The 16,166-nt window shown below is 40.4% G+C and carries 14 protein-coding genes; 8 read left to right on the plus strand and 6 right to left on the minus strand.

The genetic code is table 11. The features are described 5' to 3' along the window. Positions 1-105 precede the first annotated feature (105 nt). Genes thrA through thrC form a run of 3 tightly spaced genes read left to right on the plus strand, consistent with a single transcriptional unit; the run spans position 106 to position 4,796 of the window. Positions 106-2,556, plus strand: coding sequence for a bifunctional aspartate kinase/homoserine dehydrogenase I (gene thrA / locus J0A69_RS06335; protein ID WP_206585673.1), 2,451 nt, complete (start codon positions 106-108; stop codon positions 2,554-2,556). Further along, on the plus strand, positions 2,556-3,494 hold the full coding sequence (locus J0A69_RS06340) for a homoserine kinase (RefSeq protein WP_206585674.1): 939 nt from the start codon (positions 2,556-2,558) through the stop codon (positions 3,492-3,494). The genes thrA and J0A69_RS06340 overlap by 1 nt, the downstream gene beginning before the upstream one ends. A 3-nt stretch (positions 3,495-3,497) precedes the next feature. Continuing rightward, the gene (thrC, locus tag J0A69_RS06345) at positions 3,498-4,796 is read left to right on the plus strand and encodes a threonine synthase (RefSeq protein WP_206585675.1); all 1,299 of its coding nucleotides are present in this window, start codon (positions 3,498-3,500) and stop codon (positions 4,794-4,796) included. Positions 4,797-4,798: 2 nt separating this feature from the next. Here the strand turns inward: thrC and J0A69_RS06350 are convergent, their stop codons facing one another. Continuing rightward, complete coding sequence (locus J0A69_RS06350; protein ID WP_206585676.1) at positions 4,799-5,773, minus strand: polyprenyl synthetase family protein; 975 nt, start codon at positions 5,771-5,773, stop codon at positions 4,799-4,801. A gap of 156 nt (positions 5,774-5,929) precedes the next feature. On the opposite strand from J0A69_RS06350, the gene J0A69_RS06355 reads away from it, so the two are divergent. The 3 genes from J0A69_RS06355 to J0A69_RS06365 all read left to right on the plus strand — a co-directional run bounded on the left by J0A69_RS06355 (position 5,930) and on the right by J0A69_RS06365 (position 9,227). Next, positions 5,930-6,415: a DUF4199 domain-containing protein gene (locus J0A69_RS06355; RefSeq protein WP_206585677.1), complete on the plus strand. Its 486-nt coding sequence runs from the start codon at positions 5,930-5,932 to the stop codon at positions 6,413-6,415. 72 nt (positions 6,416-6,487) lie between these two features. Then, positions 6,488-8,185: a 1-acyl-sn-glycerol-3-phosphate acyltransferase gene (locus J0A69_RS06360; RefSeq protein ID WP_206585678.1), complete on the plus strand. Its 1,698-nt coding sequence runs from the start codon at positions 6,488-6,490 to the stop codon at positions 8,183-8,185. Beyond that, positions 8,163-9,227 (plus strand): NAD(P)H-dependent glycerol-3-phosphate dehydrogenase, encoded by a 1,065-nt coding sequence (locus J0A69_RS06365; protein WP_206585679.1) that lies wholly within the window; start codon positions 8,163-8,165, stop codon positions 9,225-9,227. Before J0A69_RS06360 ends, J0A69_RS06365 begins: the two co-directional genes overlap by 23 nt. 59 nt (positions 9,228-9,286) lie before the next feature. Here J0A69_RS06365 and J0A69_RS06370 read toward each other — a convergent pair whose 3' ends face one another. Continuing rightward, on the minus strand, positions 9,287-10,495 hold the full coding sequence (locus J0A69_RS06370) for a PQQ-dependent sugar dehydrogenase (protein WP_236032673.1): 1,209 nt from the start codon (positions 10,493-10,495) through the stop codon (positions 9,287-9,289). 37 nt (positions 10,496-10,532) lie between these two features. Beyond that, a complete protein-coding gene (gene fbp / locus J0A69_RS06375; RefSeq protein WP_206585680.1) occupies positions 10,533-11,567 on the minus strand; it encodes a class 1 fructose-bisphosphatase in 1,035 nt (344 codons plus the stop codon). A 57-nt stretch (positions 11,568-11,624) separates the two neighbouring features. Between fbp and J0A69_RS06380 the strand changes: the two genes are divergently transcribed. After that, positions 11,625-12,893 carry an aspartate kinase gene (locus J0A69_RS06380; protein ID WP_206585681.1) on the plus strand — a complete coding sequence of 423 codons (1,269 nt, stop codon included), beginning with the start codon at positions 11,625-11,627 and terminating at the stop codon, positions 12,891-12,893. A gap of 90 nt (positions 12,894-12,983) precedes the next feature. Next, complete coding sequence (locus J0A69_RS06385) at positions 12,984-14,102, plus strand: Gfo/Idh/MocA family protein (RefSeq protein WP_206585682.1); 1,119 nt, start codon at positions 12,984-12,986, stop codon at positions 14,100-14,102. Here the strand turns inward: J0A69_RS06385 and J0A69_RS06390 are convergent. Genes J0A69_RS06390 through J0A69_RS06400 form a run of 3 tightly spaced genes read right to left on the minus strand, consistent with a single transcriptional unit; the run spans position 14,099 to position 15,960 of the window. Further along, complete coding sequence (locus J0A69_RS06390; RefSeq protein ID WP_206585683.1) at positions 14,099-14,605, minus strand: GNAT family N-acetyltransferase; 507 nt, start codon at positions 14,603-14,605, stop codon at positions 14,099-14,101. The genes J0A69_RS06385 and J0A69_RS06390 overlap by 4 nt on opposite strands. A 1-nt stretch (position 14,606) precedes the next feature. Then, positions 14,607-15,482, minus strand: coding sequence for a fructosamine kinase family protein (locus J0A69_RS06395; RefSeq protein WP_206585684.1), 876 nt, complete (start codon positions 15,480-15,482; stop codon positions 14,607-14,609). Further along, positions 15,475-15,960 (minus strand): low molecular weight protein-tyrosine-phosphatase, encoded by a 486-nt coding sequence (locus tag J0A69_RS06400; RefSeq protein ID WP_206585685.1) that lies wholly within the window; start codon positions 15,958-15,960, stop codon positions 15,475-15,477. The genes J0A69_RS06395 and J0A69_RS06400 overlap by 8 nt, the downstream gene beginning before the upstream one ends. Between the last annotated feature and the right edge of the window lie 206 nt (positions 15,961-16,166).

The following is a 16,166-nucleotide window of genomic DNA, read 5'->3' on the forward strand; positions in this document are numbered from 1 at the left end:
GATTTGCACTACCATTACGGGGTGATCCCGTTCTAATTTATTAATACCCGCCCTTTTGGCCCTCATTGGCCCACTTTAGTTTAAAAACTCATTACAAGATTCTTTATGAAAGTCATCAAGTTTGGTGGTTCATCCGTAGCGAACCCAGAGAACATCAAAAAAGTATTTTCCATTATTCAGGAAAAACTCAAAAAGCATGAAATAGCCATCGTTTTTTCAGCATTTGGTGGAGTCACGGAAAGCCTACTCAAAATCTCACAGCTGGCCAAAGAGGGCGATCCAGCCTACCGAGATTTGCTTCAGAGTCTAGAAGAGCGGCATTTGGATATGGTGCGTCAGTTGATATCTGTACAGAATCAATCTACCGTCATGACCTATGTCAAAGTAAGGTTTAAGGAATTGGAAGATTTATTCCACGGTATTTTCCTGATCAAAGAAAACTCTGCCAGAACGCTTGATTATGTAGCAAGCTTTGGAGAAAGACTTTCAGCTTTTATTCTTTCAGAAGCTTTAGCTGGGCATGGTTTGAAAACCCAGTTTTTGGATGCTCGGGATGTCATTCGTACCAACGACCGATTTGGACAAGCTAGAGTTGACTTTGAAACTACCAACGCTTTGATCAGAAGCTATTTCGGAAAGAACGACGGAATCAAAGTAATCACTGGTTTTATCGCATCAACTTCCAAAGGAGAAACGACCACCCTTGGTAGATCTGGTTCGGATTATACAGCTTCGATTTTTGCAGGAGCTCTTGAAGCGGAAGATCTGGAAATCTGGACTGATGTGTCTGGGGTTTTGACTTCTGATCCAAGGATGGTTTATACTGCTTTTACGGTACCTCAATTGAGCTATAATGAAGCTATGGAGCTTTCGCATTTTGGTGCCAAAGTGATTTTCCCGGCGACTATGCAGCCTGCGATGAAGCGGAATATTCCGATTTACATCAAAAATACATTTGAACCGGAAAATGTAGGGACCAAGATCAATGGTGATGTTACCAAAGAGGCATTGATCAAAGGAATCAGCTCCATTTCTAATATTTCCATTGTGACTGTTCAGGGTGCTGGTTTGATTGAATCTGTAACTGGAACTAGCCGAGTTTTCAAAGCTTTGGCAGAGACTGAAGTCAATATCGTGTTGATTTCTCAGGCGTCTTCTGAGCACAGCATTTGTTTGGCCATCAAAACTGATGAGGCATACTTAGCGAAAGAGGCTGTTGAAAAGGAATTTCACTATGAAATCAAATCCGGTGAAATGGAGGAAGTCAATTTACTTCATGGATTTGCCACTGTCGCAGTAGTAGGTGAAAATATGAAGCATAACCCTGGAGCATCTGGTCGAATGTTCAGGGCACTGGGTAGAAATAATATTAACGTAGCGGCGATTGCTCAGGGAAGTTCAGAATTGAATATTTCTGCAGTTATTCCGCAAGCAGATCTTCAAAAAGCATTGAATGCGCTTCATGAAGCGTTCTTTCTTTCGGAAAATAAGGTTTTGCACGTGTTCTTGATTGGAACAGGTTTGATCGGTCAGGCTTTGATCAGAATGATCGCCTCACAGCAGGAGAAACTTCAGCGAGATAGCATGCTGGACATCCAGATACATGGTTTGGCCAATAGTAGATATATGGCCTTTCACGAGGATGGGTTTGATCTGAAAAATCCTTATCAATTGAGTGAGAAGGACGAAAAAATGAATTTGAATAAGTTCATCGAAACCATGGAGCAGATGAACTTCTCTAACTCTGTGATGGTAGATTGTACTGCCTCCATGGATGTAGCTGATACCTATTCTCGAATTTTGGAAGCTAAAGTGGGAATTGTCACTCCGAATAAAAAAGCCAACTCCGGTTCCATGGATCAATACCTTGCGCTTAAGAAAATCGCTAAAAAGCGAGGTGTGAAATTCCTTTATGAGACCAATGTTGCTGCTGGTTTGCCGGTAATCAACACCTTGCAGGATCTGATGCTTTCTGGAGATAGTGTAATCAAGATCGAAGCGGTTCTAAGTGGTTCGATGAACTTTATTTTCTCCGAATTTGAAAAAGGAGCTTCTTTTTCTGAAGTGGTCAAAGTTGCCAAAGAAAAAGGCTATACCGAACCCGACCCGAGAGATGATTTGAGTGGAATGGATGTAGCTCGTAAGATTTTGATTTTAGGAAGAGAAGCGGAACAGCATTTGGAATTTGACTCCGTGACAGTAGAAGGAATGGTGCCTGAAGATTGTGTAGAAACAGCTTCGGTGGATGAATTCTTTGAAAAACTTAAAGCACATGATGCTGATTTCGAAAAACTCAGGGAGCAAGCAAAAGCCAAAGGAGAGAAACTCCGCTTTATGGCTACTCTTGAAAACGGTTCTGCGAAAGTTGGTTTGAATTCTTTGAAAGAGGAACATCCTTTCAGCAGCTTGCAGGGAAGTGATAATATGATTTTGTTGACCACTGAGCGATATCATGATTTTCCGATGATTATCAGAGGTCCTGGAGCAGGTGCGGATGTTACCGCAGCTGGAGTATTTGCGGATGTGATACGAATCGGTAACTATACTCGTGAATAATGAAATCTGTCAAAGCCTTTGCTCCGGCGACTGTAGCCAATGTTTCCTGTGGATTTGATATTCTAGGGTTTGCCATCGATGCCATGGGTGATTATGTGGAAATCACTCGGAAAGAAAAATCTGGTCTGTGCGTAGTCTCGATTGAAGATGATGGAGGCAAGCTTCCTTGGGAGGTAGAAAAAAATACCTGTGCAGTTGCCATTCAAGCCATGTTAGATGATTACGGTCAGCAAATAGGGATGGATATTGCCTTGCGCAAAGGTCTTCCCCTTGGTTCTGGTATGGGTTCGAGTGCTGCAAGTGCTGTGGCAGCTTTGATCGCAGCTAACCGGCTTTTGGGGGATCCTTATGAGCGTAAAAATCTTTTGCCTTTTGCTATTGCTGCCGAAAAAGCTGCTTGTGGAGCCGGTCATGCAGATAATGTTGCGCCAAGTTTATTAGGTGGATTTGTTCTCGTTAGGGATTATCACCCATTAGATGTGATTAAACTTCATGTCCCCGATGGATTGTATTGCACTCTTTTACATCCACATTATGAACTTAAAACCGCTGATTCGAGAAGTGTTTTGAGGGATTCCATTCCGCTAAAGCATTCAACTATTCAGTCTGGAAATGTGGCAGGATTTATTGCGGGATTATATCAGGAGGATTTTGAGTTGATTTCCAGGTCCATGAGAGATGTAATTGCAGAACCCTATCGAGCGGTTTTACTTCCGGGATTTTATGAAATCAGAGAAGCATTAAAAACTGCTGGTGCATTGGGTATGGGGATTTCGGGTTCAGGACCGACTTTATTTGCTTTGTCCCAAGGATCAGAGAAATCCGAAGCAATCGCCAAAGCTGCCAAAGAAATCTATGAAAGCATTGGCTTAGGGGTTGATGTTTACTTTTCTTCCATTAATACGATTGGGGCCTACGTGCTCGAAGAAAAAGAATAGTCCATGAAGTTTTATAGCACCAATAACCCAAACCATCAAGTAAGCTTAGCCGAAGCTGTGATCAAAGGCCTTGCTCCTGATCAGGGTTTATACATGCCTGAGCGAATTCCTTCACTTTCACCGGAAGTGATATCATCTTTTCAGAAGATGAATTTTCAGGAAATAGGATATGTGGTGATGGAATCTATCTTTTCGGAAGACCTGAGCAAAAGCCAAATCAAAGATTTGGTGGATCATACTTTAGTATTTGATGCTCCGATTGTGGAGGTAGAGAAAGATGTTTACAGCCTTGAGCTATTTCATGGTCCTACGCTCGCATTCAAGGATTTTGGAGCAAGATTTTGTTCCAAATTGATGAGTTTACTACTGGCAGATTCGGACAAAAAAGTAAGAGTTTTAGTTGCTACTTCAGGGGATACAGGTAGCGCTGTCGCCAATGGATTTTTGGGTGTTGAGGGAGTTGAAGTGATTATTTTGTTTCCAAAAGGAAAAGTCAGCGAATTGCAGGAAAAGCAGTTTACAACCTTGGGGCAAAATATTACGGCCCTAGAGGTGGACGGAGTTTTTGATGATTGTCAGCGTATGGTCAAAGAAGCATTTTTAGATGCGGAACTCAATAAGGATCTGCTTTTGACCTCGGCTAATTCAATCAATATCGCAAGGTGGATTCCTCAGGCATTGTATTATTTCTACGCTTATTCTCGCTTACCAAAAAATGGTAAAAAAGTAGCTTTCGCTGTTCCAAGTGGTAATTTCGGAAACATTGCAGCCGGGATTTTGGCTCAAAGAATGGGTTTGCCTATCGATCATTTTGTGGCAGCCACCAATGTCAATAAAGTTGTTCCTGATTATCTGAGAGGGGCTGAATTTAAAGCCATGCCATCCAAGCAGACAATCAGTAATAGCATGGATGTCGGGAATCCAAGTAATTTTCCAAGACTTTTGGCGCTCTTCGGTGGGGATGAAGAACTGCTGAAATCACATGTGAAAGGTTATTTCTATACTGACGAAGAAACAGTTGCTGTGATGCAGGAAGTTTTTGATTCTGGCTATACCCTCGATCCACATGGAGCGGTGGGATATAAAGGGCTCAAAGATTTTATGGAAGAAAACCCAGGGTATCAGGGGGTGTTTTTGGAAACTGCACATCCGGGGAAATTCCGGGGGACTGTAGAAAAAGCTTTGGATATCAACTTGACTTTGCCTGATCGTCTCGAAGCCTTTATGGAAGGTCAGAAAAAAGTGCAGTCTTTGGAAAAAGATTTTGGAAAATTCAAAGAATACTTGAAGGGGCTGGATTAAGCCTACTTTTTCCTTTCAATCGTAAAGCTGACCAAACCAGCCAAGGATGTCTTGTATTCTGAATCAGGAAATGTATTAAGAATTTCCAATGCTTCCTGATAGAAGCGATTCATGACGCTTTTGGCATAGTCAAGACCTCCGCTTTTTTTCACGTAGTCAATTACCTCATTGACAGCTTTTTTATCTTCGCTTTTGTTACGAATAAGGCTGATGATTCTTCTCTTTTCAAGCCAGTCGCTTTGATTCAAAGCAAAAATCAAAGGCAAGGTCATCTTCTTTTCTTTGATATCGATACCAACTGGTTTCCCGATTTCATCTTCACCATAATCAAACAAATCGTCTTTGATCTGGAATGCCATTCCTACTTTTTCACCAAAGCTTCTCATCTTATCAATGACTTCTGTGTCATTCTGATTGCTGGAAGCTCCAACGGCGCAGCAAGAGGCAATCAAGCTCGCAGTTTTTTGACGGATTATCTGATAATAAACCTCTTCTGTGATATCGAGTTTTCGTGCTTTGGCTATCTGAAGCAATTCTCCTTCAGACATTTCTTTGACAGTGTTGGACACGATTTTAAGAAAGTGAAAATCCTCATTGTCAACACTCAAAAGCAAACCTCTTGATAATAGGTAATCGCCAACCAATACAGCGATTTTATTCTTCCAAAGGGCATTTACAGAGAAAAATCCACGTCTGTAGTTAGCATCATCGACAACATCATCATGGACAAGGGTGGCAGTATGCAATAATTCGATCAAAGCTGCGCCCCTGTGAGTGGATTCATTGATTCCTCCTGTGATGCCGGCAGTTAAAAAAACAAACATCGGGCGCATCTGCTTTCCTTTGCGCTTCACGATGTAATTCATGATATGGTCTAAAAGCTTGACTTTGCTTTTCATTAAGCCCCTGAACTTTTGTTCAAACTCAGCCATTTCGGCTTCAATGGGAACTTGTATTTGCTTGAGGTCTGCTTTCATCCGGTTAAATCTGTCGTAAAAATAATACCCTTTCCTTCATGGGCAAGGGATATTGGATTCATAGATTAAGTTTCCTGTGCATTGTACAATCTTTTCAACTTTTTTGTATTTTAATAAGATTGATTTTCCTCTTAACCACTCTCTCTTAAAACTGTTATGAAAAACATCGGTATTGAAGTTAAATGGGCCTTCATTTTTGCAGTCATGATGTTGGCTTGGATGTTCTTGGAAAAGTCTTTAGGCTGGCATGATGCACTTATAGATCAGCATTCTACGATGACCAATCTAGTAGCAATTCCCGCTATTCTGATCTATGTTTTAGCATTGCTGGATAAAAAGAAAAATTATTACAAAGGCCAAATGACCTACCTGCAAGGGTTTTTGTCAGGGGTGGTTATTTCGATTATCGTGGCAGTTTTAAGCCCCTTTACTCAATACATCACGATCGAATATATTACCCCTGAATATTTTAATAATATCATTGAACATTCAGTAAGTACCGGCTTAATGACTCAAGAAGCGGCAGAGGATTACTTTAACCTGAAAAATTATATGGTCCAATCTGTTATTGGAGCGCTTATAATGGGGGTAATCACTTCAGCAATCGTTGCTATTTTTACCAAATCAAAGAAGCAGGCCTGAGTAATTTGGACAAGTGGAGTGTAAGCAATTGGCATTTGTTATCTTTGATACGTTTTTAAACCAGCAATCCACTTGGGAGAGAAATATATAAAACATAAGTACGAGCCGATAATTCCCAGTAAGAATGAATGGCCTGTGGTAAAACTGGCAAGGGAACGGAAAGAGTTTGTCAAAAAAGTCTCTGAACTTGCAGAAGCTAGGATCTTAAATCTAGCGGAGAATAACCCGGAAATTCTGAAGGAAGAGCTTGAAACCACATTGTACAGGGAGAAACTTCGGATCAAACAGAATCCATGGGTTGTGGATCCTGATGATGAGGGTTCTTTTTGGGGTGAAGTAAAAGCCTCGCTTCTTCAGATCAATACTGCTTCAGGTCTCTCAAAGACAAAGAAAATACAAGGTTATAAAGCGGTATTAAATAGAATTACCTCTCGCTACGCAGAGGAAATCGCCAGTAACTTTAAGCATACTCATTACAAGTTCACCCGAAGCGTAGTCACATTTGGGTTTTCCAGATTGCTCAATGCAGCAAGGGTAAAGGGTTTCCGATCCATTTTTAGTAATCAATATACGCTTCAGGATAAAATCCAGATAATCGGAGAGACTGACCAATTGAGAGACCTTGCCACAAAAGGGACAGTGGTTATGGTTCCTACGCATTTCAGTAACCTTGACAGTATTTTGATAGGTTGGACGATCTCGGTTTTGGGTTTGCCTCCATTCATTTATGGAGCAGGTTTAAACCTGTTCAACATTTCGATTTTTGCCTATTTCATGGATTCTTTGGGGGCTTACAAAGTAGATAGACGCAAGAAAAATTTGCTGTATCTGGAGACTTTGAAGACCTATTCTAAAGAAGCTATCCAATTTGGCTGTCACAGTTTGTTTTTTCCAGGAGGTACGCGTTCCAGAAGTGGGATGATAGAATCCAAGTTGAAACTAGGATTGCTTAGTACCGCCATCGAAGCACAACGAGCAAACTATCAAAACGGCCTGAATGATATATCAGGAAAAATATTCATAGTACCTGTTACAATCAATTATCACTTTGTCTTAGAAGCCCCAAGTTTGATCAGAGACCATTTGAGTATCACTGGTCAGGAGCGCTATTATAAAGAGAATGATGAATTTTCAAACTCCTATAAAATCTCAAAATTCCTTCTGAAATTCTTCACCAAAGGTTCTGATATCTCTGTTTCGATTGGGAGAGCGATGGATGTCCTTGGAAATTATGTTGATGAAAATGGGGACAGCATGGATAAAAAAGGTAGAAGTATCAATACCCGAGATTACTTTATTTCGGAAGGAGTGGTGACGGTGGATCAGCAGCGGGAGGAAGAATACACCAACATGCTGGGAAGGAGAATTGTGGAGGAATTCCATAAAATCAACCGAGTTTTCAGCTCCCATTTAGTTGCTTTTACCGCTTTTGAAATGATCAAAGCCTCTAATAGAAAGCTAGATTTATTTGATCTGATCAGGCTGCCAGAGGAAGATATCGTGCTTTCCTATGAGGAGTTTAAAAAGAACTGTCAGATGGTAATGGACCGGGTGTATGAGCTCAAAGCCAAAGGTCAGATTAACGTTGCTCCCCATCTTCAAAATGATCTGGATGAGATAATCCGACATGGATTGGATAATGTGGGGATGTATCATGCCAAAAGACCACTTATTCAAAATGAGAAAGGGGATATTGTCACTGAAGACATGAGTTTACTTTATTTTTATCACAACAGATTAACCGGTTATGGCCTCGAGAAACTCTTCTAAAACCAAAGAAAAATGGATCGGGGTGATCGGGGTGGGGAGCTTCGGGACGGCTATTGCAAATATGCTGGCAGAGAAAAACCCGGTGATGGTTTATGCCAGGAAAGAAGAAGTAGTTCAAGAGATTAACGAAAATCATACCGCCCAAGGAAAGCCTCTAAACCCAAATATCAGGGGAACATTTGATCCCAAGGAAATCTGTGAAACCTGTGATATTCTTTTTATGATGGTTTCTTCCTCGGGTTTCCAGGAGGTTACTAAGACTTTTGCACCCTATTTATTGCCTTATCATTTGATCATCCACGGGACAAAGGGACTTTGCTTGAACCTCGGAGAAGGTGAAACCTTGGAGTCTGTACAAAAAATAAGAAGATCGCAGATTCTTACGATGAGTGAGGTGATTTTGCAGGAAACGGTTGTAGTCCGTGTTGGATGCTTGGCTGGTCCAAACCTTTCGAAAGAATTGGTCAAAGGCCAACCTGCAGCAACCGTAATTGCGAGTAAGTACAATGAAGTGATTTTGGAGGGGCAGAGTTTGCTTCGGTCAGAGAAGTTTCAAGTTTATGGAAACTCTGACATAATAGGAGTAGAACTCAGTGGTGTCTTAAAAAATATCATTGCCATCGCGTCTGGAGCACTGGCTGGTTTGGGCTTGGGAGAGAATGCAAAGGGATTACTGATTTCCAGAGGAATGGTGGAAATGGTTCATTTGAGCAATGCCTTGGGAGGAAGTGTCAAATCGGTAATCGGATTAGCTGGAATTGGAGATTTGGTGACAACCTGTAATTCAGTGGACTCAAGAAACTTTACAGTTGGTTATAGATTGGCAAAAGGAGAAAAGTTGCCTGAAATAATGGCTGATATGGAAGAGGTTGCTGAAGGGATAAATACGATCCGGATAATCAAAGCATTTTTAGAAACAGCTGATCTGAGAGCTCCAATTACCGAATATTTGTATCGTGTGCTTTTCGAGGATTTCGATATCAAAGAAGCTTTGCAGTTTCTGATGAAATACCCCTTTAATGTGGATATTGACTTTGTTTAAAAAATCAATAAAAAAGGCTTCTGAATAAATTCAGAAGCCTTTTTTGAATAGTAATCAGCTTATCGGATTGGGATGATTTTTACTAAAAGTCCAGTCCCTTCAGTGATCGCGTAAAGATATCCATCTGGGCTTTCTTTCACTTGTCTCACTCTGCCGATGTCTTGTAACATTACTTCCTGAGAAAGTGCTTTTGTTCCATCCATATCCACTCGGTTGATGTGAGTCTTGGCAAGAGCACCGATTAAAATATCGCCTTTCCAAGCTGGATATTTATCAGAAGTAACCATAGTGATGCCTGCCGTTGCAATAGAAGGTACATAATAAGTCACTGGTTGCTCCATTCCTTCTTTCTCTGTGATTTCGGTAATGGTAGACCCGTCGTAATTTTTACCATAAGTAATTTCAGGCCAGCCGTAATTCTTGCCTTTTTCGATTAGGTTCAACTCATCGCCTCCCATCGGGCCATGCTCTGATTCCCAAAGTCTATTGTTTGCTTTGTCATAGAATAACCCTTGTGGGTTTCTGCTTCCGTATGACCAAATAGAAGGAATTGCATCTGGCGTATTTACAAATGGGTTGTCTTCAGGAATTCTGCCATCATCGTGGATTCTGTGGATTTTTCCATGAGAATTTGTCAACTCCTGAGCATTGATTTTTCGATCAAAACGATCTCCATTTGAATAATAAAGGTATCCGTCATTGTCAAAAACTATTCTGCTTCCATAATGATTTCCACCTTTCCATCCTGGCTGAGATTCAATCAATTCTTCTTTATCCACAGCCATATTGCCATCTAATCTGAATCGCATGATTGCAGTGCTGGTCAATTCATCTGAAACTGTTTTTGCATAACTAATGTAAAGCCAGCCGTTCTCACCATATTTTGGATGAGCCTGAATATCTAAAAGACCTCCCTGGCCTTTTGTAGAAACCTCAGGAAGACCTTCGATTTTTTCACCGGTAAATTGATCGTCTTTGAAAATCAAGATTTCACCTTTTTTCTCAGTGACTAATAAAGTGCCATCTTCTAACCAGGTCATTCCCCATGGGTTTTCAAAACCTGTATGTAGTGTGTCAATTTTGACTAACAGCTTTTCTGTTTGAACAGCGTAAGTCTCATCGATAGGTTCAGCGACCACTTCTTCAACTACCTCAGTCTTTTGATCACATGCAAAAACAAGTGCAGAGGCAAAAGCTATCTGAGAAAAGTATCCTATTTTTTTCGTTAAATTCATATTGATGTCTTTTGATCCCTGAAGATAAGACATGTTGTCAAATTAATCTTAAGTGAAATCTACAGTTGGTCTAAATAATTGAAGTAGCAGTTTTTCTGGCATAAGAAAGAGCTTCTTTAACCATTTCTTTGGAGCCTATAAAAAGCGGAGTTCTCTGATGTAGATCTTTTGGTTGAATTTCTAAGATCCGCATGTTTCCGTCTGATGCAACTGCCCCAGCTTGCTCTGCAATAAATGCCAAAGCATTAGCTTCATACATTAATCGGAGCTTTCCATTTGGGTTCTTTTTGGTGGCTGGATAGATGTAGATTCCTCCTTTCAACAGGTTTCTATGAAAATCCGCAACCAAGCTGCCAATGTATCTTGCTGCATATTTTTTTTCTTTACAAGCATCCAAATACATCTTGATTTCTGGTGCCCAGTCATTTTGAGTGCCTTCATTGATAGAATAAATAGAGCCTGTTTCAGGAGCTTGGATATTGGGGTGAGAAAGGAAAAATTCTCCCAGTGATTGTTCGTAGGTGAAACCATTGACACCAAATCCTGTGGTATAAACGAGCATAGTGGAGGAGCCATACAAAACATAGCCAGATGCGACTTGTTCAGTTCCCGGCTGCATGATATCCTCTTCTTGAATCGGACTTCCGATGGGAGTTTTTCTTCTGTAAATAGAGAAAATTGTCCCGATGCTGATGTTGACATCAATGTTGGAACTTCCATCCAAAGGGTCAATCGCTATCACGTATTTTCCAGATTTATTTTGAAGATCGATGACTGCATCTTCTTCTTCGGAAACTATGGCACAGACTTCGCCACCTTTACTCAAAGCACGAATGAATCTGATATTTGCGATGACATCTAGCTTTTGTTGTTCTTCTCCTTGTACATTGGTCTGTCCAAAAGCACCTCCGATGTTGGCAAGGCCCGCTCGGTTAGTTTCTCGATTTACTATTTTGGAAGCTAGCGCGATGTCTCTGAGCAACTGCGAAAGTTCTCCAGAAGCAAAAGGGAAGTCACGTTGTTTTGATTTAATAAAGCGATCTAAAGTGGTGCCAACAGAGTAAGCAAGACCACTTTGATCAGGCTGGTAAGGTAAGATTTTCATTTCGTAGAAAAGTACAATATTTGGGTTTTCAATAAGGGAAATTAGTAATAAAATTTTATGACAAAAACGATTGTTTTCAAATTTGGAGGGGCCTCAGTCAAAGATGCCTCGGCATTGAAAAATTTCGCTGAAATTCTCCGTAATCGATTGCGAAGAAATATGGTAATTGTTGTTTCAGCCATGGGAAAAACAACCAATGCGCTTGAAGCAATTTTGAAATTGAAAATTGATCAAAAAGATTATTCTTCAAATAGTGCAAATTTAAAAGACTTTCACCTTGACATTTGCAAGGAGTTGTTTCCTCCAGAACACCGGATTTTTGCGCTGTTGGAAAACCAGTTTTTGGCATTGGAAAAAAGACTTCAAGGAGAGCTCACCAAAGAAAATTACGACGAATTCTATGATGCTGTGATCAGTGTGGGGGAATTGCTTTCTTCCAAAATCGTCATGGAATTTCTTTGCCTAAATGACATGGTGGTTTTGTGGCGAGATGCCCGTGAAATCATTGCTACGAATAGCGATTTTAGGTTTGCAAAGATAAACTGGGAGAAAACCCGCGAGAGATGCAAGTATCAGCTGATACCCAATTTGGAAAAATTCCCTGTGGTGACCCAGGGTTTCATCGGAGCTGATGAATTTGGAAAGACGACTACATTGGGCCGAGAAGGTTCGGACTTTACCGCAGCAATCTTAGCATCTTGTTTGGGAGCAAGTGCTGTGACAATCTGGAAGGATGTACCAGGCGTATTGAACGCCGATCCAAAAAAGTTTGAGAACACCACACTCTTTTCAGAATTGGATTACAAACAAGCTGCAGAAATGACCTATTATGGAGCTTCAGTCATCCATCCTAAAACCATCAAGCCCTTGGCTAATTCGAGAATTCCCTTATTTGTAAAATCATTCTTGAATCCCGAGGCAAATGGAACCAAAATCCATTCCCTTGAGAGTTTTGAGCCTATTCCTACTCTTATCCTGAAAGAAAATCAGGTTTTGGTGAGCTTTAAAGTCACTGATTTTACATTCATCGAGGAGTCTCATATCCATCGGGTTTATGAGGAATTGAGATCATTGAAACTTAGAGTGAACATGCTTCAGATCTCAGCCATTTCGATTTCTTTGGTAATGGATTCCCAGCCATATCATTTTGAGAAATTACTGGAAAGATTGAAAGGTCTATTTGAAATCCGATACAATGAAGGCTTAGAGCTTTTTACAATTTTACATCCAGAAAAAGATTCAATTACTCCACTGTTGGATGGCTATGATGTTTTATTGGAACAAAGTACCCGAAATACTATTCAATTTGTCCGAAGGAAAAAGTAGGCCTCAATTCATTGATTTCTGTTTAAAAAGTGGCATTTGAAGGAATTTCTGTATTTTCAATTCTACTAACTAACCCTCAAGAAACCTATTATGAAAAGCAGAAGATTTTTTCTCCAAAAAGCCGGTCTTTCAGCCTTGGCACTCAACTTAACCCCATTCAACCCGATTTCAGCGATGACTCAAGATATTTTTAATACAAAACAAGATGAAAAGCCATTGAGAGTTGCGATAATGGGGCTGGGTAGCTACGGAACAAGAGTTGCGAATGCAATGAAAGATTGTAAGCGTGCCAAGCTGGTTGGTGTCATTAGTGGTACCCCTTCTAAAATTGAAGCGTGGCAAAAGGAATATGGAATTCCTGCTAAAAACTGCTACAACTACGAAACCTATCATCAGATTAAAGACAATCCAGACATTGATGCGGTCTATGTGATCACCCCAAATGGCCTTCATATGGAGCATGCGATGGGTGTTGCTAAAGCCGGGAAGCATGTGATTTGTGAAAAACCCATGGCTATTAATGCAGCGGAAGGAAAGAAAATGGTGGATGCTTGTAAGGCTGCGGGAGTTCAATTATTAGTAGGATATCGAATGCATTTTGAAGCCAAAACCCAGGAAGTGATCAAAATGAGAATGAATGGTGATTTTGGAAAAGTCTTGTTTTTCCAGGGTTTAAGTGGTTTTGTGATTGGTGATCCAACGCAATGGCGATTGAACTACCCTCGTTCTGGGGGAGGAGCCATGATGGATATTGGGATCTATTCAATCAATGGTTCTCGATACATGATTGGAGAAGAACCTATTTGGGTGACAGCTCAAGAGACAAAAAATAATCCTGAGAAATTTAAGGAAGGAATCGATGAAACCATCCAGTTTCAATTGGGATTTCCTGGTGGTGCAGTGGCTTCCTGTTTATCTACTTACAGCATGAATGGCTTGGATAAATTCTTTTTGAATGGGCTGAAAGGATTCGCTGAAATGCAGCCCTCAACAGGTTACGGACCGATTGAAGGGAAAACACATAAAGGTCCGCTGACCAATCCGCATGTCACCCATCAAACTACTCAAATGGATGAAATGGCTGCCATTATTCTAGATGGCAAAAAGCCACTTGTTCCAGTGGATGGTGAAGAAGGATTGAAGGATTTGGTGATCATCGATGCGATCTACAAAGCTGTGAAAACAGGAGAAAAAGTAAGCCTGGTTTAAGATTCTGATTGGATTTGGAGCTGAACAAAAATCAGATCCAACCATCGGTCAAATTTTCTTCCAACTTCTCTAAAACGCCCCACTTCTGTAAATCCAAGCTGTTTGTGAAAGGATATACTACCTAGGTTGCTGGAATCTATTCCTCCCACCATGGTATGATATCCTTTTATTTTGGCCAACTCAATAAGCTGGTTCATCAGTTGTTTTCCAATGCCTTTTCCGCGATGTCCTTGGGAGATATAGACAGAATGCTCCACAGTAAATTGGTAGGCAGGCTTTGGTCGGAAGGTGCCATAAGTGGCAAAACCCAATAGTTGATTTTCTTCTTCTGCTACTAAAATTGGAAAACCAGCAGCTTTTTTATCATAAAACCAGTTGGTTTGAAACTCCAGTGATTTAGGTTCATAATCATAATTCACTGTAGTGTTTAAGATTTCAAAGTTGTTGATTTCTAAGATCGCTGGTATATCATCAGCTATCGCAGGTCTTATGATGAGGGCCATTTTAGGGGATATAGCGCTTAATGATTCGTTCAATGCCTGGGAGGTAAGCTGCTCCAAAAAGATTTAGATGTACAAGTAAAGGATACAGGTTATAGATTCCCGTCCTGCTTTCAAATCCTGGTTCCAAAGGAATAATTGACTCATAAGATTGATAAAATCTAGAATCAAATCCTCCAAAAAGTCTGCTGAAAGCCAGATCCATCTCGCGGTGCCCAAAATATACTGCCGGATCTATAAGGCAAGGTTGACCTTCCGAATTGCAGATGACATTGCCAGACCATAAATCACCATGAAGCAAAGCTGGTTTTTCTTTGGGGATTGCACTTTCGATGACAGGATAAATTGATTGGAATTTTTTCAAAAAATCCAAAGGGATCAAACGGTCGAAATAGGCTTTTCCAAGCAAAGGTTCTAGTCTCTGTTCAATGTAAAAATCCACCCAGTTTGCTGTTTGTAGGTTTTTTTGGACCAAAGAAGCGATGTAGTTATCTTCTTCCAATCCAAAAGATTTACTGGATTTCAAATGAAGATCAGCCAATCCAAAACCAAGTGTTTCCCAATAATCAAGTTGGTATCTGCCCGAGGGGATAAATTCTGAAAGCAAGTAATTGTAATCCTCCACACGTCCACATCCAAAAGTCTCCGGAATATGCAGAAATGTGTTTTTTCGCAGGTAATCCAAACCTTGGGATTCTTTGAAAAGGATATCCTTTTCGTGATCAAAGTTTAACTTTAAAAAAAATGTGCCTTCGGAAGTTTCGATTCGGATGCCTTGATTGTGACTGCCGGCAGCTACTAATGATGCGGATTTTAACTGAGCCTGAGGGCCTAGGCTTTGGAATAATACTCGTTCGTAGATTTCGTTCAGATCATACATAGAGCTGATGTGTCTCTTTAATTTTCAGTAGAAAATTATCGAGTGCCACATCCAAAATCTTATAGATTTCTTCGAAGCCTTCCTCTCCACCATAATATGGATCGGGAACAGGAAGTCCTTCCCAGCCAGGCACAAAATCTCTCATGAGGTAAATTTCTTTATCCTCAAAACCATAGCGAACTTTCAGGTTGTTTAGATTTCTGAGATTATTATCATCCATAGCCAAAATGTAGTCAAAATCCCTAAAATCTGTCCGATTGACTTGTCTTCCCCTGTGATTGATCTGAAGGTTATATTTTTTGGCTATTAAGATGGTTCTTTCATCCGGAAGCTCACCAATATGAAAGTCAGATGTTCCGGCGCTGTCAGATTTGAAAGAGGCTGCAAGATTGACATCTTTTATTTTAGCATTAAAAATTGCCTCGGCCAATGGTGATCGACAAATATTACCTAAACAAACAAATAAGACTTTAATCATACCGATTTTACTCAGACCCTAAATTTTGGGAAAAAACAGAAGCTTTTGAAAGTAGCTATTTTTCAGATGAATTGCACAAGTCAATTTCTATTTTTTCTGGAAAAATGAAAATCAAACCATTTTTTGCAGGATTAATTCAATGCGGATAAAGCCGATGATTCATAAGTCCTGCTGATTGGCTACTTTTGGCAAATGAATTTGCTCTA

The sequence above is a fragment of the Algoriphagus pacificus genome (assembly GCF_017254845.1).
GTDB classification, from domain to species: domain Bacteria; phylum Bacteroidota; class Bacteroidia; order Cytophagales; family Cyclobacteriaceae; genus Algoriphagus; species Algoriphagus pacificus.